The organism is Pontibacter fetidus, assembly GCF_010119545.1.
Taxonomy (GTDB): Bacteria; Bacteroidota; Bacteroidia; order Cytophagales; family Hymenobacteraceae; genus Pontibacter; species Pontibacter fetidus.
This window is the reverse complement of sequence record NZ_JAAEAA010000001.1, coordinates 1-19,317: the sequence shown is the minus strand read 5'-3', so window position 1 is coordinate 19,317 and position 19,317 is coordinate 1. Positions and strand designations below refer to the sequence as shown.

Sequence of the window (19,317 nt, the reverse complement as noted above, 5' to 3'; positions counted from 1 at the left end):
CCATCAGCATCAATCAGTTAAGTTTCTTCGGATATCAAATTCCTTGGTATCGCCTGTCTGGCAGATATATGTTTGATTTCGGTAGCCTATTTTAACTTCTTTGGTTAAGCCTTTATCAAAACGCAGCAGCATCCTTTCCCCGGTAATATTTAGTGTTATCCAGTGGCCCCGGTAGCGCAACTGCATGTTCAGGCAAGTCATTTTTTCAGGTAATACCGGGTTCAGCCACAATATATCGTCCCTTATTTCCAGACCGGTAAAGCCGCGTTGTACCAGGTCTACGGTGCCTGCCATGGCCCCCAGGTGTACGCCTTCGGCAGTAGTGCCTCCCTGTATGTCTTCAAAATCACTTACCAGGGCCACCTCAAAGTTGGCCCAGGCCTTTTTCCGGTCAGACCGGGCAAGCACCCACGCATGTACTATCTTGCTGAGCGTAGAGCCATGTGAAGTGCGCTGCTCATAGTAGGCAATATTCTCAGGTATGTGTTCGGGTTTAAATCTATAGCCAAGTCGCTCAAAAATCTGGATCAGCCCTTTTGCAGAAAAAAGGTAGAACAGCATCAGCACATCAGCCTGTTTACTGGCTTTGTACTTATTTACATTTTCGCCTTCACTTTCCAGGATGCGGTCCAGGCGCATGGCTTCGCCGTATTTTTTGCGGTACGTTTGCCAATCAAATTCCTTCAGCGCATCATACCCGTCGAACTGGGCAATTACCGGGCTGTCAGCTATAAATGGCACATACAAACGCTTACTTACAGCTTTCCAGCGCTCCAGGTCGGTGTCTGAAATGTGTAGTTTGTGCAGTAGTTCCTGTATCCGGGCTTCATCAATAATATCAAAAAGATCGAGCGCACTTTGGATGCACCAGGCGGCCATTACATTGGTATAAGCATTGTTATTCAGGCCTATTTCTTCCGACCCGGGGTAAGAAGTATGGTACTCGTCCGGGCCCACCACATGCCTGATTTCGTAGCGTTCTATAGTTTGGTTATAGGTAGCTATAGTTGACCAGAACTGCGCAATATCGAGCATCAGTTCTGCCCCATAAAACAGCAAGAACTTTTTGTCATCGGTCGCCTGAAAATACTGCCATACATTGTACGAAATGGCCGCACTGATATGCCGTTGCAGGTAGGTGTTATCCGGTAACCAGCGCCCTGATTGTGGGTTGAGATGAATAAGCTGGCTTTCTTCGCGACCGTTGCTCCCACTCTGCCACGGAAACATAGCACCTTTGTATCCGGCTTCTTTTGCTGCATAGCGGGCTTCGGGTAAGCGCCGGTACCGGTACAACAAAAGCTCGCGGGTTATTTCGGGCAACCGGAAGTTGAGGAATGGGAAAATGAACAGTTCATCCCAGAAAATGTGGCCCCGGTATGCCTCACCGTGCCAGCCGCGTGCCGGCACTCCCACATCCAGGTCGTAGGTATGGGCAGAAACCGTTTGTAATAAGTGGAAAATGTGTAGCCGAAGTATAGTTTGGGCTTTATTGCTGCTGGCTATTTGCAGGTCGCAACGGCTCCAGAGGCGCTTCCAGGCCCTGGTATGCTCTTCCAGTAAATCGCTAAAGCTACTCTGCCGTACCATGTTGGTTTCAGCATCCAGTAACGGTTCTGAAATGCCCCAGTCGCGGGAAGTGTAAAGCAATACTGTTTTCTCGAGGCGAATGGCTTGTTGTTGTGTTGCCTGTACCTGCAAATGCTGCGCTACATAGCCCTGCTCGGTTATAGTTTGTGTGGTGATGTTATCTTCTGAAACCCGGGAAATGATGCGGGTACGCGCCACCTGTGCCATCCGGACCTTTGACTGCGTAGTTTGCACCACCAGGTACATCGTATCAGCGGCGCTAGTACCCTGGGCCTGGGGCTCTAAATGCTGACTTGCAAGCGAGCGGTAACGTGCCACGCCACTGTTTATAACACGGCCATCCAGTGCAGACAGGATAGTGATAGTTCCGGACCAGTTCAGCGGGGTCAGCTCCCATTGGATGGCTGCCAGATGCGGGTTGGCCATACTTACAAACCGACGGCAGCGCAGCTTAGACTCATGTCCGTTGCTACTACGGAAATGCATTTCGCGGAGCAGTACTCCCTCATGCATGTTCAGTTCCTGCCTAAAACTTAATACCTCTACCTTACTAGTATGGAACCACTCCCCACCGGGCTCCCGGAAAGTAACAGGCAACCAGTTTGGCCAGTTAACCAGGTCTTCGTTCTCAATCGTTTTGCCGGCTATTTCAGAAAACAGCCGGTTATAGCCGCCGGCAAGGTAGGTACCCGGGTAATAAGCGCCGTCTTCGGCATTGGTTTCTTCAAAAGCGCCACGCGTCGCAAAATAACCATTGCCTAAGGTGCAAAGCGCTTCACGCAAAGGCTGCTCTTCCTGCGACCATGTATCATAAATGATGCTCCAGTCACGCATGGCGCTGTTTTATAGTTTCGGTAAGCTTCTGCAGGAAAATCTGAACTTCAGCTACACCTTTTAAACTATAGCCGGCAGCTGATTTCTCGTCATGTGCGCCCACTAATATGCCAACTCCAATACCCTGCAGGGCCGCAAAAGCATCTTCATCGGTAATATCGTCGCCAATATAAATGGGCACTATGTCCGGTTTGTTCAGGTGCAGCTCATCCAGCAGCCAGAATACAGCTTTCCCCTTGTGCCAGTCCAGGTTGGGTTTTAGCTCGAATACTTTTTTACCAAGCCCCTTTTTGAGCTGCGGATGATCGGAAAGCACTGTATCAACTATAGTTTCTACTTCGTTTACCTGCGCATCGGCCACGTTGCGGTAATGCACAGCAATGGCGTAGCGTTTCCGTTCTACCAGCGTACCAGCTATAGCTTGCAGTTTGTTTTTCAAGGCTAGCTCTGCATTATCCAGGGCAGGTAAGGCTGCAGCTGCACCGCCAGGTTCGGTGTGTAACTTATCAGGTCCCGAAATATCGAAACCATGAGAGCCTGCAAAGTATAGATTATCGAGCTGCACCAGTTTTTGAACATTTTGCCGGTCGCGGCCACTAACGATAGCTACCGGGCAAACATTGGCTAAATCACGCAGTACCTCGCGCGTCTGTGGGCTCAGTATGGCCATGTCAGGCTCTTTCACAATGGGGGTCAGGCAACCGTCGTAGTCCAGGAAAACAGCCGGTTTTTTAGAAGCAAGTATCATATCGAACTCCGCTAAAGCCGATGGTAATTCTTCTGCATTTCGTTTTTGTAACTGCGTGTTGGGTTGGTTTATCATAGTTTCCTATTCGGTTGGGAAGTTTTGTATCACGAGGTCGGCACCGTGTTGTTTAAGTGCTGCGGCATCGCCAGTGCGGTCTATGCCAACAACTATAGCAAACTGACCAGCCTTACCTGCCTGCACACCAGCCAGTGCATCCTCAAAAACAGCTGCTTCGTTGGGCTTAACCCCTAATTGCCGGGCAGCTTCCAGAAAAATATCCGGAGCAGGTTTCCCTTTTAAGTTAAGCTTAGCAGAAACCACTCCATCTACCCGCACATCAAACAGCTCCATCAAACCCACCGACGCAAGGATAGCTTCACAGTTTTTACTGGCCGATATAACGGCGGTACGCAAACCTTGCCGGCGCTGTTGTTTCAGCCAGTTTATAGTGTCCGGGTAAACATCTACCATGCCCTGCTTTATAAACTCCTGGAAGTATAGGTTTTTAAGATTTCCAAGCCCTGCTATAGTTTCTTTACCCGGCTCATCATCTGGATCTCCCTCCGGTAAATGTATGTTTCTTGATTCCAGAAAATTTCGGACACCATCGTAACGTGGTATGCCATCAATCAACTGGCGGTAATCAGTAGCTATAGTTAAAGGTTGGTACGTAATGCCCTCCTTTCTGCCTTTACGTTCGAGGTACACATCAAACATTTTTTTCCAGGCCTGGCTATGCAGTTTCGCGGTCTGTGTTATCACGCCATCCAGGTCCAGGATCAGGGCTTTGATGTGTTTTTCCTGTAACAGGTTGCTGAGGCTGTTTTGCATACATATTTAGTATAGCTGCACACTTCTAAAACTATAGGTAGCGCTGAAAATTATAGGTAGAGAATGGTCAGTTTTCAGACTGCAGCTATAGTTTTATTTTTCTTAAAAGGGCAACAAACCAGTTAGCAACCTATAGTTTACCAGCCCGGTATGTTGCCCTTCAAGCTATAGTTTACGGAATACCTTCGGTGCGCTCATGTGGCGGAATATCAGGACTTTGTTCGGGGTGTGTGGTACGATGGGCACCGCCTACGCCGTATGCTTTTGGCTGTGGTGGCAGGCGTTTGCCATCATCTTCGCGCAGTGCTTGTTTTTTATCCGGAGTGTTGGTCTGCTTATTTTTCTGGTTTTCTTTCATAGCTTTTAGTTTCTTGTGTAAAATTCAGCTGCAGCCAAATGCTGCTGCATCTTTTCTCTTACGATACTTTACAGTTGTAGTAAACCAAATGCAACTATAGTATACCGTAAACCAGAACAAAAACCGTAACTAATACTTTAAAAACAGAGTAGTTGAGCCCAACAGCCAACCACCCAGATACTCACATTTATGCTTAAAAACATTACCCCGACTACTACCCAAGCCTGGCAAAAACTACAGGCGCACTATAATCAGATACAGGCTCAGCAACTGCGCGATTTATTTGCCCAGGACACCGAGCGTTTCCAGAAACTATCCCTGCAGTTCGAGGATTTTTTGTATGATCTTTCTAAAAACAGGATAACGGAAGAGACGCTGGATTTACTGGTAACATTGGCCGAAGAAACTGCGTTGCCGGGCGCTATAGAAAGTATGTTTGCCGGGGAGAAAATAAACGTAACCGAGAACCGTGCCGTGCTGCATACAGCCCTGCGTAATTTTACTGATACCGAGCTGTTGCTGGAGGGGGAAAACATACTGAAGGATGTGCGTGCGGTGCAGCAACAAATGAAAACCTTCTGCGACAACATTCATAATGGCACCCTGAAAGGCTATACCGGCAAAGCGTTCCGGCATGTGGTAAACATTGGCATTGGCGGGTCGCACCTTGGTCCGCAAATGGTATGCGAAGCCCTGAAAAGCTACCAGCAACCAAACCTGGAAGTACATTTTATTTCGAATGTGGATGGCACTGATGCCGCTGAAGTTCTAAAGAAGCTGGATCCGGAAACTACCTTGTTCATCATCGCTTCCAAGACATTCACGACCAAAGAAACTATAACCAACGCAATTACGGCCCGCAGCTGGTTCCTGCAGCAGGCCAAAAACCAAGCCCACGTCAGTAAGCACTTTGTGGCCTTATCAACCAACACTGCCGAAGTTGAAAAATTTGGTATCGCCCCTGAAAACATTTTCCAGTTCTGGGATTGGGTAGGTGGTCGTTTCTCACTGTGGTCTGCTATTGGTTTGTCTATCGCCTGCGCGCTGGGCTATAACCGTTTCGAGGAATTACTGCGTGGCGCCGAATCAATGGATAAACACTTCCGAAAAACGCCGCTTCGCCAGAATATACCTGTGCTGATGGCTTTGCTAAGCATCTGGTATACTAACTTTTTTAACTGCCAAACGCACGCTATACTTCCGTATGACCAATACATGCGCCTGCTGCCAGAGTTCCTGCAACAGTTATTAATGGAAAGCAATGGCAAAAGTACCGACCGTAATGGGCAGCCTGTAACGTACCAGACACAACCCGTGGTTTGGGGAGCAGCCGGCACCAACAGCCAACATTCTTTCTTCCAGCTAATACACCAGGGCACTATCCTGATCCCCTGTGATTTTATAGCCGCCGCCAAAACCAATAACCCGATCGGGGAACACCAGGCTCTGCTTATGTCTAATTACTTTGCCCAGACCGAAGCTTTGATGAAAGGTAAAAACGAGGCCGAAGTGAGAGAAGAACTGGAGAAGAAAAACATGGCGGCCAACGAACTGGAAAGCCTGTTGCCACACAAATTATTTGAAGGTAACAAACCAACTACGTCTATAATGATGCGCCAGCTTACCCCGTATAACCTAGGTAGTTTACTGGCTATGTATGAGCATAAAACTTTCGTGCAGGGCGTTATCCTGAACATCTATAGTTTCGACCAATGGGGCGTGGAACTGGGCAAGCAACTGGCCACAAGTATAGAGCAGGAACTGCTACGTGATAAAAAGGCCGCGCACGATGCTTCTACTACAAACCTCATCCAATATTATCAGCAAAACAGCAACTAACTACGCAAGCATGCACCTCCGGATAAAGCGTCTGGCATTTATACTTCCCCTTAGTTTTTTGCTGAGCGGATGTGCCGATAACGACTTTTTCCAGGAGGATGCACGGCTTGAAAAGCAGGCCCCACCAGATAGCGCTTGGGTTACGGCGGGCCGACATTACAACACTGGCTGGCTGCACCGTTTTTTTTGGGGAGACCATAACCGCGCGCTTTGGTCAGAACCTGTAAAAGTGCCGGTGTTTAACATGCAGCAGGTGCAGGATAGTCTGTACCTTTCAGAAAAAGGCGGAGGTTTCCAGACGACCAGTTTTGAGTTTAGGGATGCACAGGGCAGAGAATACGCTTTCCGTTCTATTGACAAAAATCCGGTAGAAGTGCTCAGCGACTTCTGGAAACCAACGTTTGTAACAAATATAGTGCGCGACCAGACATCGGCGGCTAACCCCTATGGTGCGTTGGTAGTACCAAAACTGGCCGAAGCTGCAGGCGTTAATCATACAAACCCCAGGATATACTATGTTGCTACAAATGATACCAGCTTAGGTAACTATAGCAAACTGGCCCAGGGCAAACTTTTTATACTGGAAGAGAAGTTTAAGTCCCCTGCCGACAGAAGCCCACAGATGGCACATGTTTCTGATTTTGGCAGCTCGGATGATGCCCTGGAATTACGATTTAAAACCAATACACATCATTTCGACCAGAAAGCTTTTGCCCGCGCGCGTTTGCTTGATTTGCTGATTGGTGACTGGGACCGGCACAAAGGCCAATGGGACTGGGCTATAGTTAAGAAAGGACCTGAAACGTACTTTGAACCTATCCCAAAGGACCGCGACCAGGTTTTCCTGAAAATGGATGACGGCCTGATTCCGTTTATAGCAACCAGCAGGTTTATGGCCCGCAAACTCGAAACGTTTAGTTCAGATTTCAGCGATGTGAAAGCGTATATGATCAACGCAAAGTTTATAGATGAGCGCTTACTGAACGAACTGACTGCCGCCGACTGGCAAGAAATTGCCAATCAAATGCAGGCTGCCCTAACCGACAACGTAATCGAAAGTGCTGTAAAAGACCTGCCTCCACCCATATACAAATTCATAGGCAAAGACATTGCAACTAACCTTAAAAGCCGCCGAAATCTGTTACCGGAAGCAGCCCGGAAAATGTATGAAATCTTAGCCGAAGAAGTAACTATAGTTGGCTCTGATATGCAGGAAACCTTTGTAGTAAAGCGCCTGGATAATATCCGGGTAGAAGTTACAGTAACACGGCCTGCCACAACTATAGCTCCTGCCCTGCATCTATACCACCGCATCTTTTATACTTCTGAAACCAACCAGCTTATACTTCACGGCCTGGCCGAAGACGACACCTTTATAGTTGAAGGGAATGTACAGCAAAGTATACCTGTTAAGATTTACGGCGGGCTTGGTGAAGACGAGATCACCGATAACTCCTCCGTGCAAGGTTTTAAGAAACTGACAGAAGTATACGACACCGAACGCGGCAACAAATTATACTTCGGCACCGAAGCCAAAGACCACACCACCCGCGATGTTAGAGTGCACGCCTACGACCGAGAAGGAAACTGATGCCGAGAAGCAGCAAAGTGAGAGTTCAGGAGTTTAGGAGTTAGAGAGTTAGAGAGTTAGAAAGTTAAAGAGTTAAAAGCCCTCACTCGCGTCCCGCGAGTGTGAGCTACCGGTGGCGTCCCGCCACGTCAAACCACGAATATAAATCTTCAACTAAACTATAGTTTTAAGCGGCCAAAGTCCGTTGGTAACGCACATCCCGAAAGCTTTCGGGACGAGTGTAAAAAAGAGATGCAAGGTATTGCGTCTCTACGTGATAATGAATCCTGAAATCCTGGCTTCTTAAAAACCTTACCCCGCTTTCTGCAGCATTTTCAGGACCAGTTCTTCAGTGCCGTTCAGGTATTTGTTTTTGGATTTGGTGGCGTCGTGTTTGCGCAGGTAATTCAGCAGTTTATCTTCCCGAAACAGGTTTACTACTTCCGGATGGATATAATATTTACAGCACACGCTGGGCGTATTGCCTAAGCCTTTGGCCACATCTTTCACCGCTGCTTTTATAGCCTTTTCCTTTTCCAGATCAGGGTTTTCGTCCAGCACATTTTCCAGGCATTTCACCATCCTCACCGAGCCACCCCATGTCCTGAAATCCTTGGCTGTAAAAGGTTGTTCGGTAGCTTCTTTCAGATATTCGTTCACATCCCCAGACTCAAGCACCTGGCGCTCTCCGTTTTCATCGTAATACTGAAACAGGTCATAGCCTGGTATGTCTTTGCACTTCTTAATCAGTTGCGCCAACCGGCGGTCTTTCAGGTCAATGTCATGCTCCACTCCTTTCTTGCCCCGGAACGTAAATTTAACCTGGCTCCCGTTTATCTTAACGTGCCTGTCGCGCATAGTCGTCAACCCATACGAATCGTTTGATTTGGCATACTGCCTGTTCCCGATCCGGATCATCGCGTTATCCATAACTGAGAGCACAAGCGCAGTTACTTTTCGGCGGTCCAGGTGTTTGGAGTTGATGTCTTTCTCAATACGTTCACGCAGCTTCGGCAGGGCTTTCCCGAAAGAGAGCATGCGCCCGAATTTGGTCTTGTTGCGGGCCTGGTTCCACTCCGGGTGGTAGATGTACTGCTTTCGGCCTTTAGCATCGCGGCCTGTTACCTGCAAGTGCCCTTTGGCCTGAGGGCAGATCCAGACTTCGGTCCAGGCGGGCGGAATGACCAGTTTATTTAGTCTTTCCAGTATTTTCTCATCGGTGATCTTTTGCCCTTTTGCATCCAGAAACTGAAAGCCTTTACCTGTTTTCTTACGGGTATAGCCTGCCTTTTCATCCGAAGTGTAGCGCAATCCTGCTACCTCTGCCGACTTAGCCGGGTCGCCGTGGAGTTCGTGTATCTCGTTCTTCTTAGCCATCTATAGTTTGTTTCCTGAACTTCATACTATAGTTATACCTAAAAGTTGTAGCTTATTAAGCCGGTAATCTATAGTTTATGCTATACTTTCGGTTTCACCTGTTATTTTGCAGGCGCTAACAATAAACTATACTTACCATGCATAAAAATATCTCTTACCTGTATGCTTTCTTCGGGGCCTTCCTGATCGGGTGTGGTGCCGTGGCCGTGGACATTGCCGGCGAACAGGCGAATACAGCCCTCATAACAGGGGGCATAGGCGGATTTATAGCACTTACTGCCGGCCATTTTCTGAAGCGCGGCAAACGCTGGGCCTTTATACTGGGTGCCGGCGAAGCAGGCTTGTTAACTATACTTTTAGGCTGGCGTGCAGGCACCTATTTTATACGTTTGCTGAACATGGTACAGGCCAGTGGCGACACCGTTACCACTGAAACAGCCGGTATGGCTTTTCTGCTGACTACCGCTATGCTCATCATCTCCCTGCTGACCCTTACTGTTTCGGTTATGTTTGCCAAACAGGTATTGGTCGATACAAAGTAGGGGTTGGTATATTTTGCTATAGTATATTAAACCCGATATACTTATCTTAGTCAAAGCAACACTAATAAACTAATCTAACCATTATGCTACAAAAAATTGGCTTGAGCATTGTACTTACAGCCAGCGTGGTAGGCGCTGCCGATGCACAAACTAAACTCGTAGAGAAAGTAACCAAGAAAGGCGACGAGCTGGTTATTCCTTACGAAAAATATAAACTGGCCAACGGCCTAACCCTGATCGTGCACGAAGACCATTCTGACCCGGTGGTGCACGTAGATGTTACATACCACGTAGGCTCGGCCCGCGAAGAAGTAGGCAAGTCTGGTTTCGCGCACTTTTTCGAGCACATGATGTTCCAGGGTTCCGATAACGTAGCCGACGAAGAACACTTTAAAGTAGTATCGGATGCAGGTGGTACCCTGAACGGTACAACCAACCGCGACCGCACTAACTATTTTGAGACTGTACCAAGCAATCAGCTTGAGACAGCCCTTTGGTTGGAAGCAGACCGCATGGGCTTTTTGCTGGATGCCGTTACCCAGAAGAAATTTGAAGTACAGCGTGAAACCGTAAAAAACGAGCGTGGCCAGAACTACGACAACCGCCCTTACGGCTTAGTTTACGAACTTACCTCTAAAAACCTGTACCCATACGGCCACCCATATTCCTGGACAACGATTGGTTACCTGGAAGACCTGAATCGTGTAAATGTAAACGACCTTAAAAACTTCTTCCTGCGCTGGTATGGCCCTAACAACGCGACCGTAACAGTTGGTGGCGATGTAAAGCCTGCCGAAGTTATAAAGCTGGTTGAGAAATACTTTGGCTCTATACCTGCCGGTCCTGCCGTGGAGGATATGAAACCAATGATGGCACAGCTGGAGAAAGACCGTTACATTTCTTACGAAGATAACGTGCGTTTCCCGATGCTGCGCATGACCTTCCCAACGCCGGAGTCTGGTCATAAAGACGAAGCTGCGCTGGATGTGCTGGCTGAGATCATTGGCCAGGGCAAAAACTCTATCTTCTACAAAAACATTGTAAAAGACCAGAAAGCGCTTTCAGCTTCTGCATCTAACTCTACTTCAGAGCTTGCCGGTGAGTTTGGTATCAGCTTAATGGCTTTCCCGAACAAAAACCTGGCGGAGGCTGAGGATATGCTACGCAAGTCTATCGCAGAGTTTGAAACGCGCGGTGTAACCGACGAAGACCTGCAGCGCTTTAAAGCATCAGCAGAATCAAACCTGATCAACCGCCTGGCAAGTGTTAGCGGTAAAGTATCGCAGCTGGCCTCGTATGAGACCTTCCGTAACAACCCGAACGAGATACAGGAAGAGCTGCGCCGCATACAGGGCGTTACCAAAGCAGATGTAATGCGTGTGTACAACCAGTACATTAAAGGTAAGCCAAGCGTTATACTGAGTGTAGTGCCAAAAGGTAAAAAAGAGCTGGTAGCCAAAGCCGACAACTATACTGTAGATACCAGCAAATCGGTGGCGATGCCGCAGGAGTACGGTAACCTGAAGTATACCAAAGCAGTTGATACCTTTGACCGTAGCAAGCGCCCTGTAGCAGGCCAGGCAACTGCCGTTACAGTACCTAACTACTATACTGCTAAACTAAAGAATGGCCTGGAAATCATCGGTACCAAATCTGATGAGATCCCGACTGTAACCATGCAGCTAACTATAGCTGGTGGTCATCGTCTTTCTGCCGCTAACCTTGGTAAAGCTGGTATCGCATCGTTAACGGCTTCTATGCTGAACGAAGACACCGAAAACTATACTTCTGAAGCTTTCAGCAGCGAACTGGACAAACTGGGCAGCTCTATCCGTGTTGGTTCCGGCACCGACGAAACGTTTATCATGGTGACTTCGCTTAAAAAGAACCTGGATAAAACACTGGCCCTTTTAGAAGAGCGTATGTTCCGTCCGAAGTTTGCACAGGATGATTTCGACCGTCTGAAGAAACAGCAGCTGGAAGGTATCGCGAACCAGTCTACGCAGCCTACAGCCATTGCAAGCAACGTATACAGCAAACTGCTTTTCGGCGATAACCACATCATGGCAGTTCCGGCTTATGGAACTACCGAAAGTGTAACTTCTATTACCCTGGATGATGTAAAGCAATTCTATAAAGCTAACTACTCTCCTACAGTTTCTAACCTGGTTATAGTTGGTGATATCACTGAGAAAGAGATCCTAGGCAAACTTGACTTCCTGAAAAAGTGGGATAAGAAAAAAGTTACGATACCAGCCGATGTAAAAGCACCTGCTATAGCTAAAACAAAGCTATACTTTGTAGACAAGCCGGATGCAGCGCAGTCTGAGATCCGTATCGGTTACGTAGCAATGCCTTACGATGCTACCGGCGATTACTATAAAACCAGCCTGATGAACTTTGCCCTGGGTGGTGCCTTTAACAGCCGCATCAACCTGAACCTGCGCGAAGACAAAGGCTATACGTATGGTGCCCGCTCTGGCTTTGGCGGCAGCAAGTTTGCAGGTCCGTTCACGGCATCTGCCGGTGTGCGTGCCGATGCTACTGCTGCCTCTGTAGTGGAGTTTATGAAAGAGATCAACGAGTTTAAGAAAAACGGTATCACCGAAGCTGAACTGCAGTTCATGAAAAACTCTATCGGTCAGTCAGATGCCCGTAAATATGAAACGCCTGGTCAGAAAGCCGGCTTCCTGGGTCGTATTTTAGAATATGATCTGAAGAAGGATTACGTGAACAAGCAAACGGACATCCTGAACAAGATAACGAAACAGGAAATTGATGCGCTTGCTGCCAAATACCTGCCTGCCGACAACATGCACATTGTGGTAGTAGGTGACAAAAAGAAAGTAATGGCAGACCTGCAGAAACTGAACTACGAAATAGTAGAGCTGGATGCAAATGGAAACCCGGTAGGGACATCATCCGTAAAATAAAGCCATACTACACACTGGAAAGCCCCTGACTACGTTAGGGGCTTTTTTTTGCACCAAACTTTTAGGCCAGATCAGCTTTTTTTTGCAACCCCTATTACAGCTGTATGCGTAAAGGGGCTACGTGCGCATTTTTTAAGGCACAGACTTTGTAGTGCGATTGCACTATATATACTAAACATTTTATACATGAAACTTAAAAGAACTTTACTGACACTTTCGCTGGCTGCAGTTAGTGCATTTACCCTCTATAGTTGCGGCGATGATGGCGTACTTTTATTTACCATTGAAGATGATGTAGCACTGGGTGCACAAGTGGCACACGAAGTTGACTCTACTTATAAAGCACAAGGCAAATTACTGGAGCGCAACGCTACCAACCAACAGGCCTATATTGCCATGGACCGTATCGTGAACCGTGTACTTAACTCCGGTCAGGTACAATATCGTGATGAATTTACCTGGGATGTGAAGATCATAAAGGACGATGCGCAGCTGAATGCCTTTGCTACGCCGGGCGGCCATATTTACGTGTTTACCGGGCTTATTAAATACCTGAGCGATGAGGACCATTTTGCAGGTGTAATCGCCCACGAAATAGCCCACGCCGACCATCGCCACAGTGTAAAACAACTGCAACGCTCGTATGGCATAAACCTGCTGTTATCTATAGCTTTGGGCAACAACCCAAGTGCCTTAAAGCAAATTGCAGGGCAGCTTTCCGGCACACTGGCAGGCCTTAAATTTAGCCGCGATGCCGAAACCGAAGCCGATAATTATTCGGTTGAATACCTGGGTGGCACAAACTATTATGCCTGCGATGGCGCTGCCGGTTTCTTTATTAAAATGAACGAAGAAGCCGCACAAGGTACACCGCCGGAGTTCCTTAGCACACACCCTAACCCTGAAAACCGCGTGCAGAACATTGAGCAGAAAGCAAAAGAAGAAGGATGTAGCGTAGCATCTGGCCCTGATAATGACTTTAACGCACTCAAGAGTGCTTTAAAACTATAATTTAAAAGCCTGCAGCCGGTTCTGCAGGCTTTTTTTATACCTACTGCTATGAAAAATCTTAAACAAACCGGCGCTAAAGCTATACTTAAAGCTGAAGAAAAAATTGACATGCTCACGTTTAAGCTCAAACGCCAGCTAAACATGATGCAGCCTTTACAGATAGTACCTTACCGCAGCTACGGCACACCCAACAGGCTTTATGTTAAAGGCCGCGTGTTACTGGATAAAGGCATAAAACACTCCGAAGCAGACGACACCCTCTGGGAAAACCTGATGAACATGTACCGCCGTTTCGAGAGTGATGAAGTACCGAACGCCCGTGTACAGCTATGCTTAAACAACCAATACCACGAGATAACTACCGATGCCGAAGGTTACTTTGTACTGAACTTAGAGCCTAAAATACCGCTGGTGTTAGACGACATATGGCATGATATTGAACTGAAAGTGATAGATGCACCGGTAGAGATGACGGAAGAAGTAAAAGCCACTGCGCATGTACTGGTACCTCCACCCGATGCAGAGTATGGTATTATCTCTGACATAGATGATACTATAATGCGTACCGGCGCTACGAGTTTGCTGGAAAGCGGCCGTAATGTTTTGCTCAACAATGCTCACACCCGCATTCCGTTTCATGGAGTTTCGCAGTTCTATAAGTCATTGCAGCTGGGCCGTAATGGCAAGCGCAATAACCCGTTCTTTTATGTAAGCAGCAGCCCCTGGAACAACTATGATCTGCTGTATCATTTCCTGGAACTGAACGACATACCGCAAGGTCCGCTCCTGCTCCGCGATTTTGGCTTTGATGAAGACAAGTTGGGCCACTCCGACCACATGAGCCACAAATACAAAGAGATTGAGAACATCCTCATCACCTACCCCGAACTGGACTTTATACTAATCGGGGACAGCGGACAGCAGGACGCCGCCATATATAGCGAAGTAGTTAAAAACCACCCGGGCCGCATCATGGCTGTTTACATACGCGACGTAAACATCGAAAAACATACCCGCAAAGTGGTAGGTATAGCCGACGAACTAAAGAAAGGCGGCGGTGATGTGGAAATGCTACTGGTAAAAGAAACTGCCGAAGCAGCCAAACACGCTGCCGGCAAAGGCTTTATATTTGTAGAAGAAGTAAAAGAAGTAGCGAAAGAAGTAGAAGTAGATGAAGCTGGTGATAAGTAATTAAGTAAGCTATAGTTGATAGCCGGTAAAGTATAGATTTATAGTTTACCGGCATCTGCCAGCTATAGTTTACTGCATATAAGGCTGCCAGTTTACGATCAGCACCTTGTCGTCTTCCAGCAGCAGGTAACCGTAGTCGTAACAAAAGTAGTAGGTGTTACCTTGTTTAGTACGATAGAGGTGCGTAAAGTGGCGGAAGTCGAAACCGGCCAGCAGCAACACCTCGCGCCGCATAGTGGTCTTACCCTCAGGGCTATGGCGCTGTAGCACAAAACGATTATGACGCAGCTTAGTATTAACCTCCTTCATCAGACGCTCACCTGCATTTTGAGCCTTTCGACTGTTCTTGGCTGTTGCCCGGCACTGGTCACTACAAAAGCGCTTGTCGATTCTCCCTATAAGTTTCGCACCACAATGTTCGCAGGCTCTCTCTTCCATTTTTGTTTGTCCTAGTATGCTTTTATCCGGGTAAGCCCGGTATACCCGGACTTACCCGGTTATTTTACGTTTAATGCGTGTTTAGGTGCTTACTTGCGGTCATAATTCTCGATCTATATGCAGTTTCCATCTAATCAGCCAGTTATCTATCTTAACGCCTTGGATCACGAAGGCAAAAAATATATTCGGATCTGGCATAAGCCTAATCCTTTTATCGTCAAACGGCTCAGGGAAGCTGCCTGGATAAAGTATAGTAAGACATATAAGTGCTTTGTGATGAGCCATAGCCCGCAAAGTATAGAAATGACCTTCTTTCATTTTCAGGGGCTGGCGCAGGTAAACACCCGCTACCTATACCAGCCCAAAAGGCTGAAGCCAGACAAACTGATGCCGGTGCTAACTGGTGGCCAGCAAGGCGGTTCGCTCAAAAAAATGCCGGATATGCCAGTGGTGAAGCTCCAACCCATACTGGTAGAAGAAAACAAAACGATGATCGGCATTACCTTCCGTTATAGCAAAAAGATCTATGAGGCTCTCCAATGCAGCAGCCTAGCCTTCTGGCAGCGGGAACAGAAGTGCTTTACCATACCCGAGGGCGGACAAAACATACAACAGCTGGCCAGGGAGCTGGAGGGCATCGGCTGGCTATGGCTAAGCCAGGAGCTTGTGGTTCGCGATATATTGCTGCTGCGCAGGCTATGGGAGCAAACCTACGTAAAGGTGGCTAGCTACATTACCTGCCCGATTGACTACCTGGAGAAGCTCTTCCTTCTGAACTACTCTATGAACACCATCCGGACTTACCACTCGCTGTTGTTGCGTTTCCTCAACAGCCACAATGAAAAGGGCCTGGGGCAAGTTAACGTCTTTACGGAGGAGGAAATTAACCAGTACCACAGGCAAATGGTTCAGGCGGGGGCCTACTCCTGCTCGTTTATAAACCAGTCGATTAACGCTGTTAAGTTCTACTATCAGCGGGTGCTGGGCCGCCACGAGATGCAGCTAAATAACGTAGAGCGTCCCGAAAAGCCTGACCGGCTGCCCACCGTTCTCAGCAAGGAGGAGGTTAAGAAAATACTCGCTGCCACCGACAATCTGAAGCACGGCTGTATGCTGCAGCTCCTGTATGCCGGAGGGCTCAGAATTGGCGAGGTCATTAATCTGAAGCTGACGGACGTACAGTCAGACAGGAACTTACTTCTGATTCGTGGTGGAAAAGGCAAGAAGGACCGCACTACCTTGCTCTCACAAAAGCTGCTCCAAAACCTGAGAGCTTATTATAAAGAGTACAGACCAAAGGTATGGCTGTTTGAGGGCCAGTTTGGCGGACAGTATACGGCTGACAGCCTGCGTAACGTGTTTCAGGCCTGCCGCAAAAAGGCCGGCGTTAAGACCAATGCTACGCCCCACACCCTGAGGCACTCCTTTGCCACGCACCTACTGGAGCAGGGCACCGACCTGCGTTACATCCAGACCCTGCTTGGGCATCGAAGCAGCAAGACAACAGAAGTATACACGCATGTAACGAGCTACGCGTTGGATAAAATCGTGAGCCCGCTTGACAATCTGTAGAAAACACCTATATTAGTGTGACACTATGAATGCAAAGGAAGAAAAGGGCTCCACAGTAAGAAATTATGTACAAAAGGAACCATTAACACTCCACACATAGTGCAGATAGTAGGAGTAGGTACTCCTGCTAGCAGAGAGTTATGTGTCATAAAACAAATTAAGATGATAAGAGTTGCTGAAGTAGTCAGTCTTTCTAGATTTAAATCAATGCTTCTGCTAGCCTTCTTAGTCAGCTGTGATTTTAACGAAGCCACTAACTTAAAAACAGGCAGAACCAATAACTATGAAGTCGCCACTTCAAGTGTCGGTATGTTTAGTTGGTACAGAAAGGGTGATTGTGTGAGAGTCTTGCATCGTAACATTCTTATAAGGAACGATAGCCTGTATATTGAAGGAAAGCTAAAAGGTGAATGGGGACAGTATGCGCGGCAGTTAAGCTTAAGCGAAGTGGAACAGATGGAACAGTATCTGGAAAAGTACCCCTCTGCGCCAAGAAAAGAGAAAAGTCCTGAAGAAGGTAGTTTCAGTTCTTTGTACATCAAGAAAGGAGATGTTGTTGTTGATTCACTAAAAGACACGGTTATTGAATGGCGTAAAGATGACGTGGCCCTTTTAACTTTCATTTCAAAACTGGCATGTACTGGTGAACTTAGTAATCTTGCGGAAAAGCAAGTCTACTACCCAAGTGCAAAAATGGTAACTCCTCCGCCTCGTGTGACTGTACCTTTCAACAAAAAATAAAATCACAGCACATAACAAAAACTATAGTGCATAAACGCACCATAGCCCAACCGTTGTGCATAATGCCAATCATGAATAGAACCTTCTTTAATGGAAGAAATAGGAAATAAAGCAAAGAAAGATTCCCTCTACATTTCACTTGTCTATGTTGGACTGGGTACCATATCATTACTTGCTATAGCCTCACCGACATTGATGGAAATTGAATTTGTTTCTATTCTTTTTTGGCTGATTCTCCTGTTAACAATGCCTGTTTCATTTATTGGGTTTGGAATCCTGTATGGTGAAGGTAAAGATGGAATGGGTTATGCATTGTTGGCTCAAGTAGTAGTCTTTGTAATATTTTGGTTTATCACATATCGAATCCTTCTTGATAAAGAGAAGAAGCGATTGAGTGCCAAAAAAAGAAAAATAGAAAGAAGCACAAATGCACAACAAAACCTATAAGTTAGCTACGCCACCTTATAGCAGAACCGTTATGCACAAGCTAAAAAATGAAATCGGTAATCATTTCAATATTATCTCTGGTATTACTGTCTTGCAATAACTCAAACCAGAGTAAAGACACCATTGCGTCTGATTTTGAGAAAAATCCTATAGACACAGTATTGGTTAAAATTGAAAATAAACTAAACAAGTCGTACGAAGTTGGCTTCTACTCAAAGTCATTTACCTATTGCTGGATTGCTGGTCCAGACACTCTCGACTTTAAAATTGGGATGACAGAACATGTTAGAGACAGCTCAGTCCAGCTTAGGGTATTTCACCGAAATCCTATTTTATTTTCAAAGGCGTTGGACAAGATAAATGAAAGCTTACCATTAATTGAACAAGATTTTAATTTAGAGAAGCTTGGCTACCTTCATTTCGAGTCTCCAATATTCTACAAGGACATGACTGTAGAACTTTCAAAGAGCTATGAAAATCAGTTCGGAAAGAAAAACATCAGTTATAAACAGCTAAATGTATTTCTAATGAATTCATGGTTAGAGAAAAAAGTCGGTACTTTCTTGAATCAATTTACCAAGAGCACAAGGAGATATGCGATTGAGAAATTTCATTTACTGGAAAAAGAGAATTACAAGCAGTACATTCCCAATTCGGACTTGAGTGATTATCCTTCCTTTACTATTCATGGAATGGGAGTGTCAGTAATTATAAATGAATAAAGAAAAAAAAGCCAGTGCCTAACAAGGTGTAAACGTCAGCCTTCGGCCGACGGCCTCGCCAGCCGCTTACACGAGGCCGTTGTGGTGCATTAGTAATTTAGAATTTCCGTTCAAGGTGAGGAAAAGAATGGAATAAAAATTTATGGTTGACAAAACAAATCTGAGATTAGCTTTAGAAACTGCTAAAGAATTCATAGCAGGAAAAATTGACTACAAACAGCTAAATGATAATTTTCCAGATGATACTAATGATAAAGAAATTAATGAGTTATTCGATTTAATTGAGCATCAACCAAAATTGGGTGGCTTTTTGGGAGTAAGTCAAGAAACTTATGACCAGTATAACCAAAATATTGATAGAATTTTGAAAAGGTTAGAAGAAAGAATTAAAGAATAACGAAACCACAACAAAACCTAAAAATCATTAAAACGCTTTTTAGCCAAACCGTTAGGGTGCAAAACCACTATAAAATTTCTCTCCCGCAAGTATAAAATTCTTTGCATAAGTTATCTTTTAAGATAACTTTGTCGTATGACAAGACAAATCATCTTTCATGGGGATTACTTCCTTGA

Annotated in this window: 17 protein-coding genes; 11 read left to right on the top strand and 6 right to left on the bottom strand. The window is 46.3% G+C overall.

The annotated features are described in order from the left end of the window. Positions 1-9 precede the first annotated feature (9 nt). The 4 genes from GWO68_RS00085 to GWO68_RS00070 all read right to left on the bottom strand — a co-directional run bounded on the left by GWO68_RS00085 (position 10) and on the right by GWO68_RS00070 (position 4,361). Positions 10-2,424 (bottom strand): glycoside hydrolase family 65 protein, encoded by a 2,415-nt coding sequence (locus GWO68_RS00085; protein WP_162344366.1) that lies wholly within the window; start codon positions 2,422-2,424, stop codon positions 10-12. Further along, positions 2,417-3,247: a trehalose-phosphatase gene (gene otsB, locus GWO68_RS00080; protein ID WP_162344365.1), complete on the bottom strand. Its 831-nt coding sequence runs from the start codon at positions 3,245-3,247 to the stop codon at positions 2,417-2,419. Before otsB ends, GWO68_RS00085 begins: the two co-directional genes overlap by 8 nt. A 6-nt stretch (positions 3,248-3,253) precedes the next feature. Next, positions 3,254-4,003, bottom strand: a complete 750-nt coding sequence (locus GWO68_RS00075; protein WP_202923618.1) for a beta-phosphoglucomutase family hydrolase — start codon at positions 4,001-4,003, stop codon at positions 3,254-3,256. Positions 4,004-4,175: 172 nt separating this feature from the next. After that, positions 4,176-4,361 carry a hypothetical protein gene (locus tag GWO68_RS00070; protein WP_162344364.1) on the bottom strand — a complete coding sequence of 62 codons (186 nt, stop codon included), beginning with the start codon at positions 4,359-4,361 and terminating at the stop codon, positions 4,176-4,178. A gap of 189 nt (positions 4,362-4,550) precedes the next feature. Here GWO68_RS00070 and pgi point away from each other — a divergent pair, with 189 nt between their 5' ends. Then, positions 4,551-6,200: a glucose-6-phosphate isomerase gene (gene pgi / locus GWO68_RS00065; protein WP_162344363.1), complete on the top strand. Its 1,650-nt coding sequence runs from the start codon at positions 4,551-4,553 to the stop codon at positions 6,198-6,200. A gap of 10 nt (positions 6,201-6,210) precedes the next feature. Then, a complete protein-coding gene (locus GWO68_RS00060; protein ID WP_162344362.1) occupies positions 6,211-7,791 on the top strand; it encodes a hypothetical protein in 1,581 nt (526 codons plus the stop codon). A gap of 291 nt (positions 7,792-8,082) precedes the next feature. Here the strand turns inward: GWO68_RS00060 and GWO68_RS00055 are convergent, their stop codons facing one another. Then, positions 8,083-9,147: a DNA topoisomerase IB gene (locus GWO68_RS00055; protein WP_162344361.1), complete on the bottom strand. Its 1,065-nt coding sequence runs from the start codon at positions 9,145-9,147 to the stop codon at positions 8,083-8,085. 137 nt (positions 9,148-9,284) lie between these two features. Between GWO68_RS00055 and GWO68_RS00050 the strand changes: the two genes are divergently transcribed. The 4 genes from GWO68_RS00050 (at position 9,285) to GWO68_RS00035 (ending at position 14,824) form a co-directional block, all read left to right on the top strand. Next, entirely contained in the window at positions 9,285-9,689 is a 405-nt protein-coding gene (locus GWO68_RS00050; RefSeq protein WP_162344360.1) for a hypothetical protein, read from the top strand. A gap of 83 nt (positions 9,690-9,772) precedes the next feature. Next, a complete protein-coding gene (locus GWO68_RS00045; protein WP_162344359.1) occupies positions 9,773-12,622 on the top strand; it encodes a M16 family metallopeptidase in 2,850 nt (949 codons plus the stop codon). 186 nt (positions 12,623-12,808) lie between these two features. Beyond that, positions 12,809-13,633, top strand: coding sequence for a M48 family metalloprotease (locus GWO68_RS00040; protein ID WP_162344358.1), 825 nt, complete (start codon positions 12,809-12,811; stop codon positions 13,631-13,633). 48 nt (positions 13,634-13,681) lie between these two features. Then, a complete protein-coding gene (locus tag GWO68_RS00035; RefSeq protein ID WP_162344357.1) occupies positions 13,682-14,824 on the top strand; it encodes an App1 family protein in 1,143 nt (380 codons plus the stop codon). 69 nt (positions 14,825-14,893) lie between these two features. Here the strand turns inward: GWO68_RS00035 and GWO68_RS00030 are convergent, their stop codons facing one another. Continuing rightward, positions 14,894-15,133 carry a hypothetical protein gene (locus GWO68_RS00030; protein ID WP_235941877.1) on the bottom strand — a complete coding sequence of 80 codons (240 nt, stop codon included), beginning with the start codon at positions 15,131-15,133 and terminating at the stop codon, positions 14,894-14,896. 405 nt (positions 15,134-15,538) lie between these two features. Here GWO68_RS00030 and GWO68_RS00025 point away from each other — a divergent pair, with 405 nt between their 5' ends. The 5 genes from GWO68_RS00025 (at position 15,539) to GWO68_RS00005 (ending at position 19,141) form a co-directional block, all read left to right on the top strand. Then, the gene (locus GWO68_RS00025; protein WP_235941876.1) at positions 15,539-16,834 is read left to right on the top strand and encodes a tyrosine-type recombinase/integrase; all 1,296 of its coding nucleotides are present in this window, start codon (positions 15,539-15,541) and stop codon (positions 16,832-16,834) included. A gap of 162 nt (positions 16,835-16,996) precedes the next feature. Beyond that, positions 16,997-17,575: a hypothetical protein gene (locus GWO68_RS00020; RefSeq protein ID WP_162344354.1), complete on the top strand. Its 579-nt coding sequence runs from the start codon at positions 16,997-16,999 to the stop codon at positions 17,573-17,575. 90 nt (positions 17,576-17,665) lie between these two features. Further along, a complete protein-coding gene (locus GWO68_RS00015; RefSeq protein WP_162344353.1) occupies positions 17,666-18,022 on the top strand; it encodes a hypothetical protein in 357 nt (118 codons plus the stop codon). Between the two features lie 47 nt (positions 18,023-18,069). Beyond that, complete coding sequence (locus GWO68_RS00010) at positions 18,070-18,744, top strand: hypothetical protein (protein ID WP_162344352.1); 675 nt, start codon at positions 18,070-18,072, stop codon at positions 18,742-18,744. A gap of 142 nt (positions 18,745-18,886) precedes the next feature. Further along, a complete protein-coding gene (locus GWO68_RS00005; protein WP_162344351.1) occupies positions 18,887-19,141 on the top strand; it encodes a hypothetical protein in 255 nt (84 codons plus the stop codon). The last annotated feature ends 176 nt before the right edge of the window (positions 19,142-19,317 follow it).